At 71.4% G+C, this 23,413-nt stretch carries 19 protein-coding genes and 1 riboswitch; of the genes, 10 read left to right on the top strand and 9 right to left on the bottom strand.

Annotated features, from left to right (window positions below; translation table 11 throughout):
- Window positions 1–32: 32 nt before the first annotated feature.
- Together MTQ01_RS16640 and MTQ01_RS16635 are read right to left on the bottom strand one after the other, a co-directional pair.
- Window positions 33–830 (bottom strand): enhanced serine sensitivity protein SseB, encoded by a 798-nt coding sequence (locus tag MTQ01_RS16640; protein WP_247491189.1) that lies wholly within the window; start codon window positions 828–830, stop codon window positions 33–35.
- Between the two features lie 253 nt (window positions 831–1,083).
- Window positions 1,084–1,761, bottom strand: a complete 678-nt coding sequence (locus tag MTQ01_RS16635; RefSeq protein ID WP_247491188.1) for an ATP-binding protein — start codon at window positions 1,759–1,761, stop codon at window positions 1,084–1,086.
- 339 nt (window positions 1,762–2,100) lie between these two features.
- Window positions 2,101–2,206, top strand: a riboswitch (glycine riboswitch).
- A 136-nt stretch (window positions 2,207–2,342) separates the two neighbouring features.
- On the opposite strand from MTQ01_RS16635, the gene gcvT reads away from it, so the two are divergent.
- From gcvT to MTQ01_RS16615, 4 genes are all read left to right on the top strand, one after another.
- On the top strand, window positions 2,343–3,494 hold the full coding sequence (gene gcvT / locus MTQ01_RS16630) for a glycine cleavage system aminomethyltransferase GcvT (RefSeq protein ID WP_247491186.1): 1,152 nt from the start codon (window positions 2,343–2,345) through the stop codon (window positions 3,492–3,494).
- Window positions 3,495–3,683: 189 nt separating this feature from the next.
- A complete protein-coding gene (gene gcvH / locus MTQ01_RS16625; RefSeq protein WP_247491184.1) occupies window positions 3,684–4,061 on the top strand; it encodes a glycine cleavage system protein GcvH in 378 nt (125 codons plus the stop codon).
- Between the two features lie 94 nt (window positions 4,062–4,155).
- A complete protein-coding gene (glyA, locus tag MTQ01_RS16620; protein WP_247491182.1) occupies window positions 4,156–5,436 on the top strand; it encodes a serine hydroxymethyltransferase in 1,281 nt (426 codons plus the stop codon).
- Window positions 5,437–5,564: 128 nt separating this feature from the next.
- Window positions 5,565–6,947: an L-serine ammonia-lyase gene (locus tag MTQ01_RS16615; RefSeq protein WP_247491180.1), complete on the top strand. Its 1,383-nt coding sequence runs from the start codon at window positions 5,565–5,567 to the stop codon at window positions 6,945–6,947.
- Window positions 6,948–7,194: 247 nt separating this feature from the next.
- Here the strand turns inward: MTQ01_RS16615 and MTQ01_RS16610 are convergent, their stop codons facing one another.
- Complete coding sequence (locus MTQ01_RS16610; RefSeq protein ID WP_247491178.1) at window positions 7,195–7,740, bottom strand: hypothetical protein; 546 nt, start codon at window positions 7,738–7,740, stop codon at window positions 7,195–7,197.
- Between the two features lie 240 nt (window positions 7,741–7,980).
- On the opposite strand from MTQ01_RS16610, the gene MTQ01_RS16605 reads away from it, so the two are divergent.
- Entirely contained in the window at window positions 7,981–8,601 is a 621-nt protein-coding gene (locus MTQ01_RS16605; RefSeq protein WP_247491176.1) for a TetR/AcrR family transcriptional regulator, read from the top strand.
- 64 nt (window positions 8,602–8,665) lie between these two features.
- On the opposite strand, the gene MTQ01_RS16600 is transcribed toward MTQ01_RS16605, so the two are convergent.
- Together MTQ01_RS16600 and MTQ01_RS16595 are read right to left on the bottom strand one after the other, a co-directional pair.
- On the bottom strand, window positions 8,666–9,532 hold the full coding sequence (locus MTQ01_RS16600) for a CPBP family intramembrane glutamic endopeptidase (RefSeq protein WP_247491174.1): 867 nt from the start codon (window positions 9,530–9,532) through the stop codon (window positions 8,666–8,668).
- Window positions 9,533–10,552: 1,020 nt separating this feature from the next.
- The gene (locus tag MTQ01_RS16595; protein ID WP_247491172.1) at window positions 10,553–11,803 is read right to left on the bottom strand and encodes an MFS transporter; all 1,251 of its coding nucleotides are present in this window, start codon (window positions 11,801–11,803) and stop codon (window positions 10,553–10,555) included.
- 592 nt (window positions 11,804–12,395) lie between these two features.
- Between MTQ01_RS16595 and MTQ01_RS16590 the strand changes: the two genes are divergently transcribed.
- A complete protein-coding gene (locus tag MTQ01_RS16590) occupies window positions 12,396–13,034 on the top strand; it encodes a helix-turn-helix domain-containing protein (protein ID WP_247491170.1) in 639 nt (212 codons plus the stop codon).
- Window positions 13,024–13,173 (top strand): DUF6126 family protein, encoded by a 150-nt coding sequence (locus MTQ01_RS16585; RefSeq protein WP_247491168.1) that lies wholly within the window; start codon window positions 13,024–13,026, stop codon window positions 13,171–13,173. Before MTQ01_RS16590 ends, MTQ01_RS16585 begins: the two co-directional genes overlap by 11 nt.
- A 199-nt stretch (window positions 13,174–13,372) precedes the next feature.
- Here MTQ01_RS16585 and MTQ01_RS16580 read toward each other — a convergent pair whose 3' ends face one another.
- From MTQ01_RS16580 to MTQ01_RS16565, 3 genes are read right to left on the bottom strand one after another with little or no spacing between them, the layout of a single operon-like run.
- Window positions 13,373–14,206 (bottom strand): ABC transporter ATP-binding protein, encoded by an 834-nt coding sequence (locus MTQ01_RS16580; protein ID WP_374207769.1) that lies wholly within the window; start codon window positions 14,204–14,206, stop codon window positions 13,373–13,375.
- 2 nt (window positions 14,207–14,208) lie between these two features.
- Window positions 14,209–15,261 carry an ABC transporter substrate-binding protein gene (locus tag MTQ01_RS16575; RefSeq protein WP_282613728.1) on the bottom strand — a complete coding sequence of 351 codons (1,053 nt, stop codon included), beginning with the start codon at window positions 15,259–15,261 and terminating at the stop codon, window positions 14,209–14,211.
- A gap of 33 nt (window positions 15,262–15,294) precedes the next feature.
- Window positions 15,295–16,155 (bottom strand): ABC transporter permease, encoded by an 861-nt coding sequence (locus tag MTQ01_RS16565; protein ID WP_247491166.1) that lies wholly within the window; start codon window positions 16,153–16,155, stop codon window positions 15,295–15,297.
- Window positions 16,156–16,318: 163 nt separating this feature from the next.
- Here MTQ01_RS16565 and MTQ01_RS16560 point away from each other — a divergent pair, with 163 nt between their 5' ends.
- The 3 genes from MTQ01_RS16560 (at window position 16,319) to MTQ01_RS16550 (ending at window position 22,168) form a co-directional block, all read left to right on the top strand.
- A complete protein-coding gene (locus MTQ01_RS16560) occupies window positions 16,319–17,383 on the top strand; it encodes a LacI family DNA-binding transcriptional regulator (protein WP_247491164.1) in 1,065 nt (354 codons plus the stop codon).
- Between the two features lie 486 nt (window positions 17,384–17,869).
- Window positions 17,870–18,619 (top strand): cupin domain-containing protein, encoded by a 750-nt coding sequence (locus MTQ01_RS16555; protein ID WP_247491162.1) that lies wholly within the window; start codon window positions 17,870–17,872, stop codon window positions 18,617–18,619.
- A gap of 522 nt (window positions 18,620–19,141) precedes the next feature.
- On the top strand, window positions 19,142–22,168 hold the full coding sequence (locus tag MTQ01_RS16550; protein ID WP_247491160.1) for a family 16 glycoside hydrolase: 3,027 nt from the start codon (window positions 19,142–19,144) through the stop codon (window positions 22,166–22,168).
- 201 nt (window positions 22,169–22,369) lie between these two features.
- On the opposite strand, the gene MTQ01_RS16545 is transcribed toward MTQ01_RS16550, so the two are convergent.
- On the bottom strand, window positions 22,370–23,407 hold the full coding sequence (locus MTQ01_RS16545; RefSeq protein ID WP_247491158.1) for a LacI family DNA-binding transcriptional regulator: 1,038 nt from the start codon (window positions 23,405–23,407) through the stop codon (window positions 22,370–22,372).
- Between the last annotated feature and the right edge of the window lie 6 nt (window positions 23,408–23,413).

Here is a 23,413-nt window from a genome sequence, read left to right as displayed (position 1 = left end):
GGCCGGTGAAGTCCCGCTCCACCCGCACCGGTTCAGTCCGCGCGGATGTAGAAGGGCCGTACGCACTGACGCATCCAGTCGACCACCGGGTCGTGGGCGGCGTCGAGAAGCACCAGCTGCACGGTCCAGTTGACCGGGTGGAGGTTCAGCGCCCGGGCGAGCGCGTCGTGGGTCTGCTGCCGCACACCGGGCTCCAGGTGGTCGAGCTCCACACCGACGAAGAGCGCCGGCGCCTCGCCCTCGACGCTCGCCAACCCCCGCCGGGCGGTGCGCACCTGGCTCACACCGGCGAACTCCCGGCCGGCCGCGGAGAGGAAGTCGACCGGGTCGTCCTGCCAGTCGGGCTCGAAGAGGCGCACCCGCGCCCCGCCGCGGGCGCCGGTCAGCACGTCCCCGCCGCCCTCCTTGCAGAGCTCGGCGACCGCCTCCGGCGGCAGCGGAACACCCACCGCACCCTCGGGGTTGACGGCGACGCCCAGCCGCGGCGGCAGCCCACGGGCGAACTCCCGGGCCGGCACCACGGCGCACGGCATGTCCATCCGCACACACGCCTGGAACTGCTGCAGCGAGCTGTACACCGGCACGTAGGGGTTGCCGTCCAGCTCCACGGTCGGCAGGTCCAGGTTCTCGCTCTCCGGGCCCCCGCCCTCGGGCAGCGGCACCCAGAAACTGCTGCGGCCCAGCACCTCCAGCAGACGCCCGCCCGCGTGCGCGGAACCCAGCGCCGCCGCGAGCGTCTCCTCCAGCTCGTTCCCCGGCCAGCCGCCACCGTGCCCGGGTCCGACGGGGTGTGGCTGCTGCGGTTGCGCGGGCTGCGGTGATGCGGTCATGGGCAAAACCCTAGCCCGCGCGCAGCGCCTTCGGGCACGGGGTTCGCACGCCGGACGCGCCCCTGCCGCGCCCGGCCGACTCCCGTACGCCTCACGGGAGTCGGCCGGGCGGGCCGCGCCGCCCCGTGGCTGCCGGGCGGATGCCCCGCGCACGGGGCTCGGGCACCGGGTGGGCGCCGGTGCGCGGGCTGGTGCCCGAGCCTCAGGGGGCGCCGGGCTTCAGGGGCGCCGTGACTCAGGCGGGCGCCGGGCCTCAGGGCGTGCGGGAGCAGCGCGGGCCGGGCAGTGCGGGGCCGCCGGCCTCACCGTCGACGGGTGGCAGCGCCAGTACGGGGCCCGGCGGCCCGCCGACCGCGTGCGCGCCCTTCTCGAACGCGGCCCGGCGCAGCGTCGCCGCGGCGGTGCGGTCCAGCAGCAGCGCCGAGGAACAGCCCGCGGGCAGCCGCCCCGCCGACAACTCGGCGTGGAGCGCCGCCATCGCCCGTACGTGACGGTCGAAGGCCCCCTCGGAGACGCCCCGGCTGCGGGACCACTGCCCCGCCCGCGCCTCCTGCGCGCTGACGTCCAGCAGCAGCAGATGGGCCCGGCCGCCGCGGCGCGCGGCCTCCCGGCCGAGCCAGCGGCGCACCCAGCCCCACTGCCCGCAGTCGTGCACCGCGACACCGGCTCCCGGCAGTCGCAGCACCCACCACAGGCGCAGATAGTGCACCACCCGCACCAGCGGCCGGAGCAGGGCGTACGGCATCCGGCCGACCGTACGCTCCAGCCCCTCGCGCACGTCCTGGGAGTCGATGAGGTGCAGCGGGCCCGTCGGTGCGGTGAAGCGGCGCAGCAGCGTCGACTTCCCCCCGCCCGGCAGCCCGGAGAGGATCACGATGTCGCCCGGTGGCCAGCACAGCTCCGCACCGCGTACGCCTCTGACGTCCCGCACCGACACCTCCCGGACCGCTGCCGCGCGGACCTCGCCGCGGACGGCCGGGCGGGGCCCGCCGGCCTCCGGCTGCCGCCCGGCGCAGTCGGGCACGGCGGAGCGCCGTATGTGCGCCCGTCCCTTGTCCGGGCGCCGGTCCTGTCCTCGCCCGCCCACCGCTCGCATGATGCGCACCGCCGATTCCCGCCGCCCACGCACGAGTTGGGCGTCGCGCTTGTGGCCTGCCGGACCCGGTGTCCGACCGCTGCAGTCGACCTCGGGCAGCGTGCCACAGGCCGGGGGTGCCGCAGCAGTGCGTCTCCGTGTCATGATGAACCGGCCAACTGCATACCGGCCGTTCGAATCCGCGCGGGAGAGTCCCCCACCACTGCACGCCAGTGAGCCGGGGGCGCCGAAGGAGCAAGTCCTCCCTTGAATCTCTCAGGCCCCGTACCGCGCGGGCGAGGCACATCTGAAAAGCGGGCGTCCCCGGGCGTCCCACCCAAGGTGCAAGCCGGCCCCGGACAGGGGATCAGGCGAACCTCTCAGGTTCCGATGACAGATGGGGAGGACATGTCCGCCCCCTGCCTGGGAGCCTGAAAATGACTGAAAATCCCCGTCTCACCGCGCTCGACTCCGTGCACCGCGCCCTCGGCGCGACCATGACCGACTTCGCCGGCTGGGACATGCCGCTGCGATACGGCAGCGAGCGCGACGAGCACCAGGCCGTGCGCACCAGGGCCGGGCTCTTCGACCTCTCCCACATGGGCGAGATCGCGGTCACCGGCCCGGAGGCCGGGCTGCTGCTCGACCACGCGCTGGTCGGCAACCTCTCCAAGCTGGCCCGGGGCCGCGCCCGTTACACCATGATCTGCGACGAGCGCGGCGGCATCATGGACGACCTGATCGTCTACCGCCTGGCCGACGAGCAGGACGCCCCGCGCTATCTGGTGGTCGCCAACGCCGGCAACGCACAGACCGTGCTGGACGCGCTGGTCGCCCGCCAGGCCGGCTTCGACGCCGCCGTGCGCGACGACCGGGACGCGTACGCGCTGCTGGCGATCCAGGGCCCGGAGGCCGCCGGTGTGCTGGCACAGCTGACCGACGCGGACCTGGAGGGTCTGAAGTACTACGCCGGGCTCCCCGGGACCGTCGCCGGGGTCGAGACGCTGATCGCCCGCACCGGGTACACCGGCGAGGACGGCTTCGAGCTCTTCCTGGCCCCCGGCGACGCCGAGAAGGTCTGGGCCGCGCTGCTGGACGCGGGCCGGGACGCGGGCGTCGTGCCCTGCGGGCTCTCCTGCCGGGACACCCTCCGGCTGGAGGCCGGAATGCCGCTGTACGGGAACGAACTCACCCGCGCCACCACCCCGTTCGACGCGGGGCTGGGCCGGGTGGTGAAGTTCGAGAAGGAGACCAACGGCGGCGACTTCGTGGGCCGCGGCCCGCTGGAGGAGGCTGCCGGGCAGGCGGAGCAGAACCCGCCGCGGAAGCTGGTCGGGCTCGTCGCCCAGGGCCGCAGGGTGCCCCGCGCCGGCTACCCGGTCGTCTCGGCCGCCGACGGCGCGGTCATCGGTGAGGTCACCTCCGGTGCCCCCTCCCCCACGCTCGGCAAGCCGATCGCCATCGCCTACGTGGACGCCGCCTTCGCCGAGCCGAACGAGGACGGCGAAAGCCGCGTCGCGGTGGACATCCGCGGCAGCCACGAGGCGTACGACGTCGTCGCGCTGCCGTTCTACAAGCGTCAGCGCTGAGCCACCGCGCTCCGGGGACGAACCGGGCCGACCGGTCCCGGCGCACCTGCGCGTCACACGGACGCGGTCACTGAGCCAGACTGGTGCCGTCCGTCGTGCCCGCGTGCGGGTGCACGTGCTGACCGACGCGGTCGTCCCAGCAGGCAGACCGTTCCACCCTCACCATCCTTCTTCCGGGAGAATCCAGACATGAACAACCCCCAGCAGCTGCGCTACAGCAAGGAGCACGAGTGGCTGTCGGACGCCGTGGAAGGCGTCTCGACGGTGGGCATCACCGAGCACGCCGCCAACGCGCTCGGCGACGTCGTCTACGTGCAGCTCCCCGAGGTCGGCGACACGGTCACCGCGGGCGAGACCTGCGGCGAGCTGGAGTCGACCAAGTCCGTCAGCGACCTGTACTCGCCCGTCACCGGCGAGATCGCCGAGGTCAACCAGGACGTGGTGGACGACCCGGCGCTGGTCAACACCGCCCCGTTCGAGGGCGGTTGGCTGTTCAAGGTGAAGGTGAGCGGCGAGCCGGACGACCTGCTCTCCGCCGAGGAGTACACCGCCTTCGCCGGGGGCTGATCCAGTCCGCCGGCGCCTCGGCCTCCGCACCGGTGGCTGACCGCCTTCGCCGAACCCGTCCGTCCAGCCGACCCAGATCGGACTCGAAGTTCTGATGTCGCTTCTGAACAGCTCACTCCACGAGGTGGACCCGGACGTCGCCGCCGCCGTCGACGCCGAGCTCCACCGCCAGCAGTCCACCCTCGAGATGATCGCCTCGGAGAACTTCGCTCCGGTGGCCTCCCTCCAGGCCCAGGGCTCCGTTCTCACCAACAAGTACGCCGAGGGCTACCCCGGCCGCCGCTACTACGGCGGCTGCGAGCACGTCGATGTCATCGAGGACATCGCGCGCAGCCGGGTCAAGGAGCTCTTCGGCGCCGAGGCCGCCAACGTCCAGCCGCACTCGGGCGCCTCGGCCAACGCCGCCGCGATGTTCGCGCTGCTCAAGCCGGGCGACACGATCATGGGCCTGGACCTGGCACACGGCGGCCACCTGACCCACGGCATGCGGATCAACTTCTCCGGCAAGCTCTACAACGTGGTCGCCTACCACGTCGACGAGAAGACCAACCTGGTCGACATGGAGGAGGTCGAGCGCCTGGCCAGGGCCGAGCGCCCGCAGCTGATCATCGCCGGCTGGTCCGCGTACCCGCGCCAACTGGACTTCGCCGCGTTCCGCCGCATCGCGGACGAGGTCGGCGCGCTGCTGATGGTCGACATGGCGCACTTCGCCGGTCTGGTCGCCGCCGGGCTGCACCCCAACCCGGTGCCGCACGCGGACGTGGTCACCACCACGACCCACAAGACCCTCGGCGGCCCGCGCGGCGGCGTCATCCTCTCCAAGAAGGAGCACGCCAAGAAGATCAACTCCGCGGTCTTCCCCGGCCAGCAGGGCGGCCCGCTCGAGCACGTCATCGCGGCGAAGGCGGTCTCCTTCAAGATCGCGGCGACCGAGGAGTTCAAGGAGCGCCAGGAGCGGGTGCTGGAGGGCGCCAAGCTGCTCGCCGAGCGGCTCACACAGCCCGACGCCGTGGACGCCGGCGTCTCGGTCCTCTCCGGCGGCACCGACGTCCACCTCGTCCTGGTCGACCTGCGCAACAGCGAGCTCGACGGCCAGCAGGCCGAGGACCGGCTGCACGAGGTCGGCATCACCGTCAACCGCAACGCCGTCCCCAACGACCCCCGGCCGCCGATGGTCACCTCGGGTCTGCGGATCGGCACCCCGGCGCTCGCCACCCGCGGTTTCGCGGCCGACGACTTCCGCGAGGTCGCGGACGTCATCGCCGAGGCGCTGAAGCCCGGCTTCGACGAGGCCAAGGCCAAGTCGCTGGCCGACCGCGTCTCGGCGCTCGCCGAGAAGCACCCGCTCTACCCGGACCTCGTCCAGGGACGCTGACACGTCAACTCCCTGACGGCCGGGACCATTCCGGGCCGCTCCGCCTCCCGCGCGGAGCGGCCCGGGCCCAGACCACCGAACCGCCCCGCACCACCCCTGCGGTCCACGAGCCGACGAAGGAGTCCCCCGTGGCCATCTCCGTTTTCGATCTCTTCTCCATCGGCATCGGCCCCTCCAGTTCGCACACCGTCGGCCCGATGCGGGCCGCGCGGATATTCGTCCGCCGACTGAAGAACGAGGGCCTGCTCGCCCACACCTCCTCCGTGCGCGCCGAGTTGTACGGCTCGCTCGGCGCCACCGGCCACGGCCACGGCACCCCCAAGGCCGTACTCCTCGGACTGGAGGGCCACGCGCCGCAGGACGTCGACGTGGTGGCGGCGGACACCTGGGTGGCGCGGATCAAGGAGACCGGGCGGCTGCGACTGCTGGCCGCCGACATAGGCGACAGCCACGAGATCGCCTTCGACTTCCAGGACGACCTGATCCTGCACCGCCGCCGCTCGTTGCCGTACCACGCCAACGGGATGACGCTCTTCGCCTACGACGAGGCCGGACGCCCGCTCCTGGAGAAGACGTACTACTCGGTCGGCGGCGGCTTCGTCGTCGACGAGGACGCGGTCGGCGAGGACCGGATCAAGCTCGACGACACCCCGCTGAAGTACCCTTTCCGCACCGGCGACGAACTGCTGCGGCTCACCCGCGACACCGGGCTGTCGGTCTCCGCGCTGATGCTGGAGAACGAGAAGGCCTGGCGTTCCGAGGCCGAGATCAGGGCCGGCCTGCTGGAGATCTGGCGCGTCATGCAGGAGTGCGTGAGCCGCGGCATGAGCCAGGAGGGCATCCTGCCCGGCGGCCTCAAGGTCCGCCGCAGGGCCGCGAGTTCGGCCCGGCAGCTGCGCGCCGAGGGTCGCGCCGACGCACTGGCGATGGAGTGGATCACCCTCTACGCCATGGCCGTCAACGAGGAGAACGCCGCCGGCGGACGAGTGGTCACCGCCCCGACCAACGGCGCCGCCGGCATCATCCCGGCCGTCCTCCACTACTACGCCAACTTCGTGCCCGGCGCCGACGACGACGGAGTGGTCCGCTTCCTGCTCACCGCGGGTGCGGTCGGCATGCTCTTCAAGGAGAACGCCTCCATCTCCGGCGCCGAGGTCGGCTGCCAGGGCGAGGTCGGCTCCGCCTGCTCGATGGCCGCCGGCGCCCTCGCCGAAGCCCTCGGCGCCTCCCCCGAACAGGTCGAGAACGCCGCCGAGATCGGCATCGAGCACAACCTCGGCCTCACCTGCGACCCGGTCGGCGGTCTGGTGCAGATCCCCTGCATCGAGCGCAACGGCATGGCTGCCGTCAAGGCCGTCACCGCAGCGCGCATGTCCCTGCGCGGCGACGGACGCCACCACGTCAGCCTCGACAAGGCGATCAAGACGATGAAGGAAACCGGCGCCGACATGTCCGTCAAGTACAAGGAGACGGCTCGGGGCGGGCTCGCGGTGAACATCATCGAGTGCTGAACAAAGGATTCTGCGGGGCGCGTTCGCCGCTTCACCGCTTCACCGCCTCCGGGAACGCCTCCGCCGGCAGAGAGCAGAGAAGGCCCCGGAGGCGCCTTCGCACCAGACACGGAAGTTCCTGAGAAGCCCGGGACACGTCCGCCGTTTGCCTCTCCATCCGCTCACGGGGATGGTCCGGCCACTCGACGCGCGCCGTCCGGCCGCAGGGGATCGCCAACCGTACGCGCGGACCCTCGATCTCGCGATGTCAGGCACTGAGTCCCTCGGTCTCGATGTCCACGATCCTGTGGTGCCGGAATGTGAGCGCTCGCTCGGTCGCCGCGAGCGCCGCGGTGACAGTGAGGGTCGTGTTCAACCACACCGGCAGATCGACCGGGGAGACGAACGACGGGAACCGACCGGACCAGATCGACAGATGGGTGACCACCTCGAGCAGCTGCGGTGCGAGCAGGATCAGGTTCACCACCAGCACCACCACGGCACCAACTGCCGTAGCGCGGCTGGCCTTCGGGTGCCGCTGGGAGAGGCGTTCGCGCCAGTGCTCGGGCGTACCCGGCGCCGGGTCGAGACGTTCCTGCCTGCCATCGGCACGGGTCAGCCGAATCCTGCGCATGCCGTACGGGCTCACGTCCACCTCGATCCGCTCTGATCCGAGCGTGAACCGCGTCGGCATCTCGGCGGTGCGCACATGCCGGTTGTTTCGGTAGAGGGACGCGCGGCCCGACGCGTGATCGACATCGACCGTCGCGATCGACTCGTCAGCAAGCTCGGCCGTGAATCGCGTGCGCTGCAACGAAAGGGACGGCCGAAACGGCGGAAGCTCCGCTCCTGGAGCAGGTGTGCCCCACTCCTCCTCCGAGCTCCCCTCGATTGATCCGAGCCCCCACGGGTCCCGCGGCGACGGGTCGTCCGCGTGAGGGGCGCGCCCGCTCATGACGCACACCGGTGAGTCGGCGAGGGGAGGCACACCCCTTGTAGCACGATCATGCCATAAAACTAGCACGCCCATGCTGGCTTCGGCTAAACTGGGCGCGTGCCCAAACGAGTTGATCCTGACGTCCGCAGAGAACAAGTCGCCGACGCAGTGATCGAGGAAATCGCCGCACACGGCCTCCGATCCATCACCCTGGCCCGCATTGCCGCTCGGAGTGGTTTCGCGATCGGGAGCATCCGGCACTATTTCGGGGACACCCTGACCGAGGTGATGCGCTTCACGCTGAGCGTCCTGATCCAGCGCGCACAGAATCGCGCCCCCGAGCTGCCCAGCGACCCGGCGACCCGGATCATCAACTTGATCACATTCGCCGCACCGACGAGCGACCAGGAACGCAAGGAAAACACCGCCCTCGTCGAATACCGAGTGCTGGGGCGCACCGACCCGGAGATCGGAGCCGAGATCGCTGCGGCATCCGCCGCAGCAGGGGCGGCGGTTCGTTCCATCCTGAGCGAGTACTTGGCCGACCGGGCGGTCGACGAGGAAGCACTGCGACGGGAAGCGCTCCTCCTGGTGACCCTCACCGAAGGCTTCTCACTGAGCTCCGCACTGCTCTCGGCACCCTTGCAGGAGTCCGACGTGCACGCAGTGGTGGCGTCATCCGTACAGCGTCTCCGCGACGCGTATCCGATCGCCGACCGGTCCGCCCCGACTTCCTGACGGCCCGTCGTCGCCACTGACGACGGGCCGCACGCCCGAGGCCCTTCGGCGAGAAGGCGGGAGTTCAACGGCTCGCAGAGTGACCGGCGAACGGATCCGCGGAGCGGGCGACAGCGCGGCGCTGCGCCCAGAGCCAGACCCCTGCGGCGGCCAGCACCATCAGAATGATTCCGGGCACCATCGCCTCACCGTGTCCGGAACTGCGGTCGATGGTGACCTCGCTGGAGAAGAAGGAGGCGACCAGGAACAGGATGGTGTTGTTCACTGCGTGCAGCACGACGGCACCCTCGATCCCGCCGGTGCGCCAGGTGATCACCGCACACGCAAACCCTGCGACGAACGTGTAGAGAACCAGCAACGGGTCTGCCAGACCGTGGATCACGGTGAACATCAGGTTCGGCACAAGCAGAGCCAACAGCAGGGCGAGTGCGGGCCGCTTGGCGAAGGAGCCAAAGCTTCGCGCCAGGAGACCGCGCGCGGCGTACTCCTCACCGGCGGCCTGAAGCGGGCTGGTGAGCAGCACGACCACGAACAGAACAAAGGTGCTCATCAGCGTGGCCGGCGGCCCGCTGACACCGGCCGCCTCGCGATTCAGGGTGGTCCAGACGATGCCGTACACGATCCACACCGGCACCAGCGCAGCGGCCAGGGTCAGCGCGAACTTCCACCGGAAGCGGCCGTGCACCGAGTGCATCCATCGCCCGGACTGCCCGAACAGGAGCCGCTGCAGACCGAGGGAAACCGGGATCAGCAGTGCGATGGCGAGATTACTGGCGAGCAGCCGAGCCGGGCTCATCGTCACCACGCCGTCGCCCGGCGTCTCCGGCGGCACCAGGCCGAGGTCGAACGACTCCGAGACGAAGACAAGTCCCCAGGTGAGCGTGAAGGTGCTCACGACATAGGCGACGGGTATCAGCACGATCGCCAGCACCGCTTTCCACCAGCGGTAGCCAGGGGCACGCAGGAACCGGTGGTATTCGGTCGGCCCCGAGGGCAGGGACTCCGAGCCCTCGCGATCGCCGTCAACGAGGCTCCCGTTCGTCGCGGCTACGGATGAGTGGGGACGGCGGTGGTCTCGTGGCATGTGCTTCTCCTCGACTCGTACGGCACGCGCCGCGCGAGATGGTGGGTGCGCTGTCGTGGAGCCGGCGAGCGTTCCTCCCCCGCAGCTGAAGTCGATCGGCTCCTTGAAACCGCGGTGGCGCCGGCCGCGTGCAGCACGACCGGCGGACCCGCGTGGAGTTATATTAGCACCGCCATGCTAGAAAAAAGCAGCAGCCGCAGTAGGTGGACGTGTTCAGCCCGCCCCGTACGGACCTGACCGAGACGCACACCTGGCCCCGCAGCGTCGGGAACAGCCGCTGACCGTGGACCGGTTGACCCACGCGGCGATGCCGCGACGCACCTTCATCCGCCGGTTCGGCGAGGTCCGGAGTTCCACCCGTGCCCCGGCTCACGCCGCAGCGAGTGCTGGTGGGCCCGACGCCTCCTGGAGACCTCGGGCTGGCCCATCGAACGCATCGCGGCAGCCTCCGGCCTGAGCACCACCGGCAACTTCCGCATCAGCTTCCGCCGCGAAACCGGATCACTATCCAACGACCACCACCGTCGGCACCGCCTCTCGGCGGACGTGCAGGGCTGGGTACGCCGGGGCGAATCCCGCGCAGGCGCGCGCCGCTCTGCAAGTGACGACCCCTCAACCGGCCGCCAATCCGCCCGCCACGTCGTGCGGTTGAGCGAACCCGGTGGCGTCCTTCAGGGGCCTCGTCAACGCGGAGGGGTGAGCACCGCGGTCGCTCGGACACGCTCGTCGGCCCCACTTCGCGGCGACCCGCAGCCGTCGTTCCCCGAACATGCGCCCGGAATCGGCGCGGTACGAACCGGAATCACGCTGTACTGGACGGTCCCGTCACCGGCCCAGAGCGACGATCCGGCCCCGCCCAGCCCCGGCTCAGCGCTTTAGCCCATCGGCACAGGCACCTTTGAGGACGGAATCGCCTTCGAGCACAGGGGTTTCGGTGAACGCGACACTGCGCGTGGCGCGGCGGTGGCCGGTGAGGTGGAGGAGGAGAGCGGCCAGGGCGAAGGCAGCACCGAGTGGCCCGAGTGCCGCAGCGGAGCCGACGGAGAGGACGACGCCGCCGAGGAGACTGCCCAGTGCCATACCGGCATAGATCACCGAGGCGTTGGCGGTGGCGAGCAGTCCGGCCGCGGCCGGACGGAGCGTCAACAGCTCGCTCTGCAGCGCCGGTACGACCATCCAGCCGCTGACGCCCCAGACCAAAACGACCACGGCGACCAGCGCGAGGTGCCGGGCGCCGGGCATGGCCGCCGTGGACAGGCCGAGGAGCACCAGCGAGGTGACCACAGTGCGGCGCGGCCCCCAGCGGTCGGCGAGTTGGCCACCCAGCAGGTTGCCCGCCACGCCCGCGCAGCCGTACAGGAAGAGCAGCCCGGCGACCACGGCCGGACCGGCGGAGATGAGGTGGTCGAGCAACGGCACGACGTAGGTGTACACCGCGAAGTCGGCCACCGAGAGCAGCAGCGAGACGAGCAGCAGCGGGCCCGCGATTCGGGCGCAGTCCACCACCTCGGCTCTTGCGCCGCTGCCCGGCGCGGGGGTCAGGGCGGGCAGCGCGGCAAGGGCCAGGCAGGCCGCCGCCGAGAGGCCGACGACCGACCACAACACCGGCCGGAATCCGGCCAGTTCGCCGACAACGTTGCCGACCGGTACGGCGAGCACGGTGGCCGCCGCCAGTCCTCCGATCACCGCCGCCACCGCACGTGCCCGCCACCGCACCGGCACCAGCTCGACCGCCGAGGCGCTGGCGGCCGGGGTGAACATTCCTGCGCCGGCGCCCGCCAGCACTCGGGAGAGCGTCATGTCGGAGTACGAGGAGGCCATCGCGGTCAGCGCCGTGCCCGCGGCGAACAGGGTCAGGCCGGCGACCAGCGTCAGACGGCGGTCCCAGCGACGCGTGAGCACACCGGAGAGCGGCGCCCACACCGCGTACGCCAGGGTGAAGGCGAAGGTCAGCCGGCCGACCTGGGCGGCGCTGACGTCCAACTCCCGCTGGATGGCGGGCAACAGGCCGGCCAGCACGAAGGTGCCGGTGCTGATGACGAAGGTGCCGAGCGCCAGGATCGCGAGCCGCAGCCCGGCCACCGCGCCGATGCCGGTGCGCTCCCCGACCGCCGTCATCTCCCACCGCCGCTGACGCGCACACGACCGGATCGGGAGGCGCGACCGAAGCAGGAGACACCACCGGAACGGGAGGCGCGACCGGAACGGTGCGTACGTGCGTGTCGGCGTGGAGCCCGGCCCCGGCCCGGTCCGGCCGAGCCCGACCACAACCACTCGTCGACCGGACCGGACGCGCCCATCGGATGCGCGCCCATCGGATGCGCGTCCGCCGGATGGGCGCCCGACGAGTGGGCCGGATGCGCGGCCGCCGCGCGGACGTCCGCCGGGCCCGCAGGCGGTGCTGCTGCGGCTGCCGCGCCGGCTGCCTTCGCGGTGTGTTCCGCGCCGGGCCGGGTTCGGCCGGTGTCGGCAGGGGCTGTGGCTGGTCGCATCGCCGGTGCGCTCCCGTCGTCGTGCTCGGGCCCGGTTGCCGGGCCCCGCTGGGTGTGGGCCTGGCTCCGCATCCTGGATGCCGCGGAAGGCCGGAGGCAAACGACTTTCCCGCGTCGGCAGCACGTTCAGCCCGCTGCGGGAGACCCGGTGCCGCCTGCGCTTTTGCCTCCGAGGCAAGTTTGTTGCCCGGGCGGAAGGGCGGGACTTCAATGGTGGCATGACCACCGAGCCGACCGACCGGCCGGAGGAGGTCCCCGCCGTCGCTCCGCGGCTGCGGGAGCTGCGCCGCCGCGCCGGTCTCACGCTGGAGGACGCCGCCCGGCGGCTGAACCTCTCCCCCGCGCATCTCTCGCGTCTGGAGACCGGCCGTCGGCAGCCGTCGCTGCCGCTGCTGCTCACGCTCTCGCGCGGCTACGGCACCACGGTCTCGGACCTGCTGGGCGAGACGCCGCCGGAGGGCTCCCCGGTGGTGCGGGGCGGCGGCACCGCCGAGTTGTCGGCGGCGGGGTGGCACTACCGAGAGGTCTCCCGGCGCGGTCGCGCCATGCAGGCGCTGCGTCTGCGCCTGAGTCCGCAGACCCAGCGCGAGCTGGTCCGCACCCACCCCGGCGAGGAGTGGCTCCATGTGCTGGAGGGGCGCGTACGGCTGGTGCTGGGCGAGACGTCGTACGTGCTGGAGCCGGGCGACTCGGCGCACTACGACAGCCTCACCCCGCACCGGCTCAGCGCGGTGTCGGCGGAGGGCGCGGAGCTGCTCTTCGTGCACACCCTGCTGCGCGGCGCGGGAGACGAACTGTGCGTCGCCGACGAGCCGTCGGGCGGCGAGGACTGGAGGGACGGGCGACATGGGCGGTAGCTGGAGCAGGAACACGGGGCTGGAGCGCGGCGACGGAAGGTTCCCCCGCGGGCTGCCGCTGCGGCTGTTCGCCTACATCGTGGCGGGGCACGTGCTGGCCGGCTTCCTCTTCCTCCTCTTCTCGGTCGGCGCCGGCTGACCCCGCACGGTCGGTGCAGGTGCGCGGGGGTACGTCGCCGCCGTACCCCCGCGCACCTGCATCCCCCTCCCCGGTACGGGACCGATCCCGTGTGCCCGTGGCCCGTGTGCCCCGTGCGCCCTCGCCGTCCGTAACCCTCCCGTCGCCTCTACGGTCCCGTCCGCGGGCGGTCCGACCCGGGGGTCGGGGCCGGGGGTGGTCAGTCTGCGGTGGCGGTGGAGCCGAGGAGTTCGCGGACGCGGCTGGTGATGCGCTGGAACTCCGCGTTCTCCAGGGTGCGTTCGTAGTCGCGGTGGCCGGGCAGTTCGATCGGGAACTCCTCGATCACACGGCCGGGGCGGGGTCCCATGACGACGGTGCGGGAGGCGAGGTAGACGGCCTCGGCGACGGAGTGCGTCACCAGGACGACGGTCATGCCGGTCCGTTCCCAGATGCGGCGCAGCTCGATGTTCATGTTCTCCCGGGTGAGCGCGTCCAGGGCGCCGAAGGGTTCGTCCATGAGGAGTACGTCGGGTTCGTGGAGGAGGGCCCGGCAGAGCGAGACGCGCTGCTGCATTCCGCCGGAGAGTTCGAAGGGCATCGCCTTCTCGAAGCCGGTGAGGCCGGTCAGCTCCATGAGTTCGTCGGCGCGTTTGCGGGCCCAGGTCTTCGGCAGCCCGCGCATCTCGGCCTGGAAGAGGATGTTGCCGCGGGCGGTGCGCCAGTCCAGCAGCGCGGCGCGCTGGAAGACGAAGCCGACGTCGCGGCGGGGTCCGAGCACCGGGCTTCCGCGCAGCGCCACTTCGCCGGCGGTCGGCGCGGTGAGCCCGGCGACCACCCGCAGCAGTGTCGACTTCCCGCAGCCCGAGGGCCCGGCGATGCTGAGGAACTCGCCGCGCTCCACGGTCAGTTCGATGCCGCTGAGCGCCTGCACCGTACGGTCCCGGGTGCGGAAGGCGACGTCCACGCCGCGGATCTCGACCATCGGGCCGCCGGGGCGGTGGGCTGCGGGTTCGGCGCCGCTTCCGGCGTTCTCCGCGGTTTTGGCGAACATGCTCACTTCCCCTCGGTGGTGAAGTTGGCGTCGTAGTAGGTGTCGGTCTCCCTGGCCTGTTTGACCAGTCCGGCCTCGGCGAGCACCTCGACGGTCTCCCGCCAGTCCTTCTCGGACGCGTTGCCCGGTGCGCTGCCCTTGGTGTTCTCGGTGGTGAGCAGCGGGATCGTCTCCTGCCACTGCTGCAGGAGCACCTTGGTGCCGGGCATCTGCGGATCGTCGCCCGCCATGGCCTCGACGGCGTCCTCGGGCGACTTCTGGGCGGCGGCGAAGGACTCGGAGGTGGCGGCGACCATGCGCTTCACCAGGTCGGGGTCCTTGGCGATGGTGGAGGTGTGGGCGAGCAGGCCGTTGCTGAAGAAGTTCAACCCGGCGTCGCTGTACCGCAGATAGGTGACCTTCTTGCCGCTCTCGTCGGAGATCTTCGGGCCCTGGTCGTGGGCGAAGCCGATGAGTCCGTCCACCCGGCCGTGCATCATCGCGGCGTTCTTGCCGGCCGAGTCCAGGTTCTGCTGGGTGACGTCGCTCTTGGCCAGGCCGACCGCGTCGAGGTACATGGGGAAGGTGAGGGTGACCGCGTCCCCCGCGGAGGTGGCGATCTTCTTGCCCTTGAGGTCCTTCGGCGACTTGATGCCCGTGTCGCTGAAGACCTGGACGGCCGAGGGGGTGGACTGGAGGAAGACACCGACGGACTTGACCTTCACGCCCTGGTCGACGTTGGCGAGCAGGGCCGGGGTGTCGGCCCAGCCGAAGTCGAAGTCCCGTTGGCCGACGGACTGCACGGTCCTGGCGGAGCCCTGCCCGGCCTCCACCTTGAGGGCGATGCCGTGCTTCTCGAATATGCCCTCGTCGACCCCGTAGTAGAACGGCGCGTGCTCGCCGTAGGGGTACCAGTTGAGCTGGAGGCTGACCTGGTCGAGATCGGGGTTCTGGGCCGGGTCGCCACCGCCTCCGCAGGCGGTGAGCGTCCAGGTGCAGGCGCCGGCGAGGAGAACGGCCGTGGCGCGGCGGGCGGTTCGGGAGGTGCGTGGGGTGCGGGAGGCGCGTGTGGCCATGACGGATACCTTCCGTTGGCTCGGGCGGTGGGTTCAGACCCGGTTGCGGCGCGAGGCGTGCCACGGGATGAGGAGCATTTCGGCAAGCTGGATCAGCGCGAAGAGCAGGACGCCGAGCGCGGACATGATGATGAGCGCAGCGAAGAGCATCGGGGTGTCGATGTTGCCGTTGGCCTGGAGGATCACGTAGCCCAGACCGGAGTTGGCGCCGACGAACTCGCCGACGACCGCGCCGGTGACCGCAAGGGTCGCGGCGACCTTGAGGCCGGAGAGCAGTTCGGGCAGCGCGGCGGGGAAGCGGACCTTCCAGAACGTCTTCACCCGGGACGCGCCCATGGTGGAGGTGAGTTCGAGGAGTTCGGGGTCGACCGAGCGCAGCCCGCTGATCCCGGAGATCACCACCGGGAAGAACGCCATCAGCACGGCGACGAGGATCTTCGGGCTGGTGCCGAAGCCGAGCCACACCACGAACAGCGGCGCGATCGCGATCTTCGGCACGACCTGGGCGAAGAGGATGAGCGGGTAGAACGTCTTCTCGAGCGCCGGCGAGTAGACCATCAGCACGGCGACCAGGATGCCGACCACGGCGGCGATCACGAAGCCGGCGACGGTCTCGCCCGTGGTCACGAGCGTGTGCTCCCACAGGTAGGCGCCGTGGTCGGTGAAGGTGCTCCAGGTGTCTCCCGGCGAGGGGATGATGTACGGCTGCACCAGCTCGGTGGCGGTCACCACGAACCACGCGACCGCCAGCAGCGCGAGGAAGGTGATCGGGTAGACCGCGCCGGCGACCGCACTCGGCGGACGTCGACGGCGTACGGGCTTGGTGGCGGTCCGGTCGTCGTCGGCGACGGCCGCGGACGGAGGATCGGATACGTGCTGTGCCTGTGGAGCCATGCGGACCTCGCGTCGCGCCTCGGGGGAAAAGACAGGGAAGCCACAGCTTGCTAGAAAGCGCTTACTCGAACTGCTGGAAGAATGGGATAGCGCTTTCCCGTTTCGGGGATATTAAGTTGACGCGCAAGGGGCGTCAATGCCCCCGCGAAGGATGGGAAGTGATGTGCGCAGGACGAGGCCCAGGGCATCCAGCAGCGGCAATCCGACGCTCGCGGACGTGGCCGCCCGCGCCGGGGTCTCCCTGGCGACCGCCTCCCGAGTGCTCAACGACAGCACCCGGAAGGTCGGACCCGAGCACCGCGAGCGGGTGGTCCGTGCGGCCCGGGAGCTCAACTACCGCACCGACCTCTCGGCACAGGCGATCGCGCGCGGCAGCGCCCCGGTGCTCGCGCTCCTCGTCAGCAGCATCGACGATCCGTACTTCTCGGCCATCGCGGAGGGCGTCGCCGAATCGGCGCACGCCCACGGGGTCATCGTCACCATCGCGATCACCGCGCGCGACAGCGAGCGGGAGCTGACCTCGGTGCGCACCATCAGGGGGCAGCGGCCGCGGGCCATCCTGATCAGCGGCAGCCGCATCTCGGGAAGCCCACACACCGGTGAACTCCTGGAGGAGCTGCGGGCGTTCACCGCCGGCGGCGGCCGGACCCTCTTCCTCAGCCAGTCGGTGGGCGGCCTCGGCGCGGTGCGACCGGCCAACTCCACCGGCGCCCAGGACCTCGGCACCGCGATCGCCAGGCTCGGCTACCGCCGGGCGGCGGTGGTCACCGGCGCCGCCCATCTGGAGAGCGTCGCGGAGCGAACGGAGGGGCTGCGCAGGGGACTTGCGACCGGCGGCGGCGAGATCGCGCTGGTGGAGGGCGACAGCTTCGACCGCTCCGGCGGCTACCGGGCGACGCGGCGGCTGATCGAGTCGGGCCGGATCGAGGAGGTCGACGTGCTCTGCGCGGGCAACGACTTCATGGCGGTCGGCGCGATGACGGCGCTGCGGGACAGCGGCATCCAGCCGGGCCGGGACGTCGCGATCACCGGCTTCAACGACATCGAGACGGCGGCGGACGTCACCCCGCAGCTGACGACGGTGCGCTTCCCGCTCGCCGAGATCGGACGGCGCGGTGCGGACCTCGCGCTCGACCCGTCGACTCCGCTCACCGAGGACATCTGCGTACCGGGCGAGGTGATCCTGCGCGCCTCCTGCCCGCCGCGCACCCCCCACCGCACGGCGTAGGCACAGGCGGTCGGCTCCCCCGCGGCGCACGGGAGCCGGCGCACGGGAGCCGGCAGGTCGGCGACGGGTGGGCAGGCGGGCGCCTGCCGTCGACGCCCTCGGCCTCCGGCCAACGACCGGCCGGAGACCGGCCGTTCGGACGGCGACTGCCCGGGCAGCGACCGATTTTGTGCGACTTCTGAGCACGTGTCAGAACCTTGCGTGTCCGTGTCATTGACAACGGACGGGGCGCGTCCGTACTTTCCTCGACAGTAAACGCTTTCTACGAGCGATCGAGGATCCCCATGCATCCACCATCGCCAGCCCGCACCGGCCTCCCCCGGTGCACCGGTAGCGCTGTGCGCACCGCCGGAAGCGCCGCCGTACGCCCCCACCACAGCCTCGGCCCGCCGTAACCCGCACCCCGGGCCACGGCCCCGGACACCGACATCGCGGCCGGGAACAGCGCGTCGCGGACACAGGCAGTGCGACGGAGGGAGAGCGCAGATGACCGCCGACCCCGAAACGGACGACCCCGGCACAGCGCTGCCGGGCGGTATCGGCCTGTCCCGGCTGCGGGTCTACGACTGGCCCGCCCCACCCGGCGCCGACGGCCTGTGCGGCGGCACTCCCCACATGCACCTCGCCTGCACCGAGGCGTACGCCGTGGTGGGCGGCCGGGGAGCGGTGCAGACCCTGACCACCGGCGGTTTCGCCTCGACGCCGCTGCGCGAGGGCGATCTGGTGTGGTTCACCCCGGGGACCGTGCACCGCCTGGTCAACGACGGCGGTCTGCGCATCCTGGTGCTGATGCAGAACTCCGGCCTGCCGGAGGCCGGCGACGCGGTGTTCACCTTTCCGAGCGAGGTGCTGGCCGACCCGGACGCCTACGCACGCGCCGCGGCGCTCGGTCGCGAGGACCCGGCGCACGACGCCAGGAACCGCCGCGACCTCGCCCTCACCGGCTTCACCGAACTGCGCCGCCGACTCGACGCGGAAGACCCGGCGGCGCTGCCCGACTTCCACGACGCGGCCCTGCGGATCGTCCGCGACCGACTCCCGGACTGGCGCGCCCGATTCGCCGAGGGACCGGCCGCCGAGGTCTCCCGTACCGCCGCACACCTCGACGCACTCGCCGCCGGCGACACCTCCCATCTGAGGTCGGCCGCCGTCCACCGCGGTGACCCGGCACCGGCCTGGGGGATGTGCGGACGGCTCGACAAGTACAGCCGGGAAGGCACCACCCGGATCGTCTGACCGCACCGCGGGACACCGCTCCGGCGCCGGACCGCCCGGCGGCACTCCGCACCGGCGCCACTGCGACACGCACCGCGCCGCAGCCCCCGAGACGAACAGCGCAACCGTACGAGCAACTGCCGCACGTTCTCGTCCGGTACGAGCGGCTGCCCGCGCACCACCGCGCAGCCGGCCCGCGAACACGCCCGTGCCCCGACCCCGCAACGCCCGCCCCGCGGTGCACGCCCCCGCAACGCCCGTCCGGCCGACCCCGGCGCCGTTTCCGACCGACCCGTTCACCGTCGCCCGTTCCGCAGCCGGACTGCTCCGGGCGCCCGGTCGCTCACCCCTGCCCGCACTCAGGCCCGCCCGTGCACCCCGCTCCCCCGCCCGGGCCGCCGCGCACCCGCACACGCCGGACCGCGAACCGGCGGACCACAGACCGCACCGCACCGCACACGAGCACACACCGCACACCGCACACCGCACACCGCAGGACACCGACCGCAGACCGATCACTGCTCACCGAGGGAGTCGCATCGCATGCTGCCAGGACCACGCAGGTCACACCGGCCACGCCGATCACGCCGATATCCGGCGACGACTCTGGGGCTCGCCCTGGTCGCCGCCCTGACCATCCCGCTGGGCACGGCGGTCGCCGCCGCGCCCGACGACGAACTGCCGCCCCAGGAGCCAGGGGTGACGCTGCGCGCCTTCGACGTCGGTTTCGAGCCGCAGAAGATCTGCACCCTGACCGAGGGCCAGACCCCCAACATCGACGTGCTGCGCAAGACCGTCGACTGGAAGACCGACGACGACTTCGGCGGCATCGCCAACAACTTCATGGCGCACGTCATCGCCAACATCCACGTCCCCGAGGACGGCAGCTACGACTTCCGGATCATCAGCGACGACGGCTCGCGCCTCTACCTCAACGGCGACCAGATCATCGAGAACGACCAGCGCCAGCCGCCGACACCGGCCGACGGCACCGCCGAACTCACCGAGGGCGCGCACGCGTTGCGGGTCGACTACTTCCAGGGCGCGCACGGCAAGGAGCTGCGGCTGGAGTGGAGCCCGCCGGGCGAGGACGGTTTCTCCCTCGTTCCCGAGTCCGCGCTGACCACGGACTCGGGCGTCACCCGGGTCACCTCCCCGGGCGTGAAGTCGTGTGTGGACGGCGACCAGAGCCCCGGCGACGGCGCACCGCTGGCCGAGCTGCACCCGGACTTCACCCTGACCGACCTCCGCCCCGACGGCTTCGAGCCGAAGGTCACCGGGATGGACTGGTTCGACGACGACCGGATGGTGCTGACCACCTGGGCGGGGCGCGAGAGCTTCGACGGCGCGGTGGAGATCGTCGAGGGAACGGTCGGTGACGACGCCGACCCCGAGAAGATCACCACCAAGGTGGTCGCCGAGGACATGAACGAGCCGCAGGGCGTACTGGTGGAGGACGGCGAGGTCATCGTCGCCGAGAAGCACCAGCTCAGCAGGTTGGTGGACGCCGACGGCGACGGCTTCTACGAGGACACCGAGGCCATCGCCACCTGGCCGAGCGGCGGTACGTACCACGAGTTCGGCTTCGGACTGCTGGCCGACGAGACCCACTACTACCTGAACCTCTCGGTCGCCATCACGCCCGGCGGCAGGACCACCGTCCCCCAGCACGTGGAGAACCGCGGCACCTCGATCAAGATCGACAAGAAGAGCGGCGAGGTCGAGTACGTCGCCGGCGGTCTGCGCACCCCCAACGGCATCGGCTGGGGGCCGGACAACGGGGTCTTCGTGATGGACAACCAGGGCGACTGGTTGCCGTCCTCGAAGATGGTGGAGATCAAGAAGGACGGCTTCTACAACCACCACACCACCCCGGCCGGTCCCTTCGACGACCAGCCCGTCACCGATCCGGTGCTCTGGCTGCCGCACGGCGAGATCTCCAACTCCCCGACCAATCCCGTGCTGATGGAGAAGGGCCCCTTCAAGGGCCAGATGGTCTTCGGCGACGTCACCTACGGCGGTCTCCAGCGTGCGTACCTGGAGGAGGTCGACGGGAAGAAGCAGGGAGCCGTCTTCCGGATGACCCAGGGCCTGGAGTCCGGGGTGAGCCGGCTGGCGCTCGGGCCGGACGGCGCGTTCTACGTCGGCGGCATCGGTGGCGGCGGCAACTGGGAGCAGCCGGGCAAACTGCCCTACGGGCTCCAGAAGTTGAAGCAGACCTCCGAGGACGCGATGGACATCCACTCGATGGAGGTGACCTCCTCCGGCTTCGACCTGACGTACACCAAGCCGGTCTCCGAGGAGGTGATCGAGAACCTCGCCGAGCGGTACGAGGTCCAGCAGTGGTCCTACAACCCCACCTCCCAGTACGGCGGCCCCAAGCGCAACCAGGAGACGCTGCGGGTCAGCGGCGCGACGGTCTCGGACGACGGCACCACGGTGAGCCTGAAGATCGACGGGCTGCGCGAGGACCGGGTTGCGCACGTACGCTCCCCGCGGCCGTTCGCCGCGGCCGACGGCACCGCGCTGTGGAGCACCGAGGCCTGGTACACGGTGCACAACATCCCCGACTACACCGAACCGCCCAACCCGATCGGTCTCTACGAGGCCGAGGAGGCCCTGCTCGGAGGTGAGGCCGACATCGACAACGAGCACGCGCACCACACCGGTGAGGGCTTCGTCGACGGCTTCGACAAGATCGGCTCCTCGGTCACCTGGACTGTCGACGCCGAACGGGCCGGCACCCAGCCGGTGGTCCTGCGCTACGCCAACGGCCCCAACCCCTACGTCGGCACCAAGACGATCTCGCTGGACGTCAACGGCGAGGACAAGGGCCAGATCGAGATGAAGACCACCGAGGTCTGGAACCGCTGGGCCGACCACGTCGAGCAACTGGACCTGAAGGAAGGCGAGAACACCATCACGGTCTCGGCCGGCGAGGACGACGACCGGCATGTCAACTGGGACCATCTGCGGCTCCAGCGAGAAGCCTGCACCCCCGCGAAGCCCGAGGAGGGCTACCGGATGCTCTTCGACGGCACCGAGGAGAGCTTCGCCGACTGGGAGAAGGCGGGCCCCGGCGACTTCATCACCCAGGCCGACTGCACCATCCGCTCCGTCGGCGGCCTCGGCCTGACCACCCATCCCGACGAACTGACCGACTACAGCCTGAAGTTGGACTGGAAGATGGGCGGTGACGACAACTCCGGGGTGCATCTGGGCCTGCCGGACCCCGAGGGCGACGCCGAGGCGCGCAACAAGGGCTTCGAGGTGCAGATCGACGCCACCGACGAGCCGGAGCGCACCACCGGCGCGATCTACAACTTCCAGGGCGCCGACATCGAGGCCCGGGACAAGGCGCTCAACCCGCCGGGCGAGTGGAACTCCTACGAGATCGTGGTGGAGGACCAGCGGGTGAAGGTGTACCTCAACGAGGTCCTGATCAACGACTACGACAGCAAGGGCGCCGACCCGGACCGGGACCTCAGCTCCGGTCGCATCGGGCTCCAGAACCACCACACCGGTTCGGACGTGTGGTTCCGCAACATCCAGGTCAGGGATCTCGGCTGACGCTCGACCGGCCGCAACCCCCGCTGTCCGCGCGCGAGTTCACCGGCGCGCGGACAGCGGCGGCTTCCTCGCGGCGCGGGCCCTCGCGGCGCGGGCGCTGGACGGCGCGTACGGACGTGGTGCCTCCCGTCCGTCCGCGCCGCGGGGCCCGCGGCCGGCGGCGTGCCGAGTCGGTCGGCACCGGGTGCGGGAAGGGTGTCTTCAGGAGGGCGGTGGCGCGGTGGAGGAACGGACGATCAGCTCGGCCGAGACGCTGGCCAGGCCGCCGGGCGGCGGTTCCTCCGCGCCTGTCGCGATCCGGCCGGCCCGTGCGCCGGCCTCCTGCAGCGGCAGTCGCGCGGTGGTCAGCGGAGGCATGGCGTCGCCGCTGAAGGGGAGGTCGACGAACCCGGTCACCGACACGTCGCGGGGCACCTGGAGCCCGAGGTCGCGCAGCGCGGCGCAGGCGCCCAGCGCCACACTGTCGTTGGCGCACACCACCGCGGTCAGCCGGGGCTCCTTCTGGAGCAGCGCGCGGGCGCCGTCGTATCCGGCGGCCCGGTCGAAGGAGACGTGCACCACCGGCCCGTCGGCGTCGCCGCGGGCGGCCAGCGCCTCCTGGTGGCCCTCCAGCCGGTGGCGGCTGGTGGAACGCCCGCGGGGCCCGGCCAGGTATCCGATCCGTCGGTGGCCGAGGTGGAGCAGATGCTCGGTGAGCTTGCGGGCGCCGCCGCGGTTGTCGAAGGTCAGCGTGCCGGCGCCGATGTCCTCGGGCAGCGGCGGTCGTCCGCAGAGCACCACCCTGGTGCCCGCCTCGGTGAGCCGGCGCAGCCGGGTGGTGACGGCGCGCACCGCTTCGGCGTCGTCCCGGGCGCTGCCGGTGATCACCACGGCGGCCGCGCGCTGGCGCAGCAGCATGGTGAGGCAGGCGAGTTCGCGTTCGTGGGAGGAGCGGGTGCCGCAGACGACCGCCAACCGGCCGCCGTCGGCGCCCGGTTCGCCCAGCGACTCCTGGACGGCGCCCGCCAGGATTCCGAAGTAGGGGTCGGCGATGTCGTGGACCAGCACGCCGACCAGGTCGGAGCTGGCCGCCGCGAGCGCGCTGGCCGGGCCGTTGACGACGTAGTCCAGTTCGGCGACCGCGCGGCGCACCCGCGAGCGGGTGGCCTCCGCCACCGGGTAGTTCCCGCGCAGCACGCGCGAGACCGTGGCCGTGGAAACCCCGGCCCGTGCCGCCACGTCGGCGAGTGTCGCCGCCATGCCCGT

The organism is Streptomyces sp. XM4193 (genome assembly GCF_023072595.1).
GTDB lineage: Bacteria > Actinomycetota > Actinomycetes > Streptomycetales > Streptomycetaceae > Streptomyces.
Note: the sequence above shows the minus strand (reverse complement) of the source record. Positions and strands in the feature narration are given on the sequence as shown.

What these genes read in the sequence shown, in the direction of transcription:
- MTQ01_RS16640 (WP_247491189.1), bottom strand. Translation starts at nt 830, where the DNA reads ATGACCGCATCACCGCAGCCCGCGCAACCGCAGCAGCCACACCCCGTC.
- gcvT (WP_247491186.1), top strand. Translation starts at nt 2,343, where the DNA reads ATGACTGAAAATCCCCGTCTCACCGCGCTCGACTCCGTGCACCGCGCC.
- gcvH (WP_247491184.1), top strand. Translation starts at nt 3,684, where the DNA reads ATGAACAACCCCCAGCAGCTGCGCTACAGCAAGGAGCACGAGTGGCTG.
- glyA (WP_247491182.1), top strand. Translation starts at nt 4,156, where the DNA reads ATGTCGCTTCTGAACAGCTCACTCCACGAGGTGGACCCGGACGTCGCC.
- MTQ01_RS16595 (WP_247491172.1), bottom strand. Translation starts at nt 11,803, where the DNA reads ATGACGGCGGTCGGGGAGCGCACCGGCATCGGCGCGGTGGCCGGGCTG.
- MTQ01_RS16590 (WP_247491170.1), top strand. Translation starts at nt 12,396, where the DNA reads ATGACCACCGAGCCGACCGACCGGCCGGAGGAGGTCCCCGCCGTCGCT.
- MTQ01_RS16585 (WP_247491168.1), top strand. Translation starts at nt 13,024, where the DNA reads ATGGGCGGTAGCTGGAGCAGGAACACGGGGCTGGAGCGCGGCGACGGA.
- MTQ01_RS16580 (WP_374207769.1), bottom strand. Translation starts at nt 14,206, where the DNA reads ATGTTCGCCAAAACCGCGGAGAACGCCGGAAGCGGCGCCGAACCCGCA.
- MTQ01_RS16575 (WP_282613728.1), bottom strand. Translation starts at nt 15,261, where the DNA reads ATGGCCACACGCGCCTCCCGCACCCCACGCACCTCCCGAACCGCCCGC.
- MTQ01_RS16565 (WP_247491166.1), bottom strand. Translation starts at nt 16,155, where the DNA reads ATGGCTCCACAGGCACAGCACGTATCCGATCCTCCGTCCGCGGCCGTC.
- MTQ01_RS16555 (WP_247491162.1), top strand. Translation starts at nt 17,870, where the DNA reads ATGACCGCCGACCCCGAAACGGACGACCCCGGCACAGCGCTGCCGGGC.
- MTQ01_RS16550 (WP_247491160.1), top strand. Translation starts at nt 19,142, where the DNA reads ATGCTGCCAGGACCACGCAGGTCACACCGGCCACGCCGATCACGCCGA.
- MTQ01_RS16545 (WP_247491158.1), bottom strand. Translation starts at nt 23,407, where the DNA reads ATGGCGGCGACACTCGCCGACGTGGCGGCACGGGCCGGGGTTTCCACG.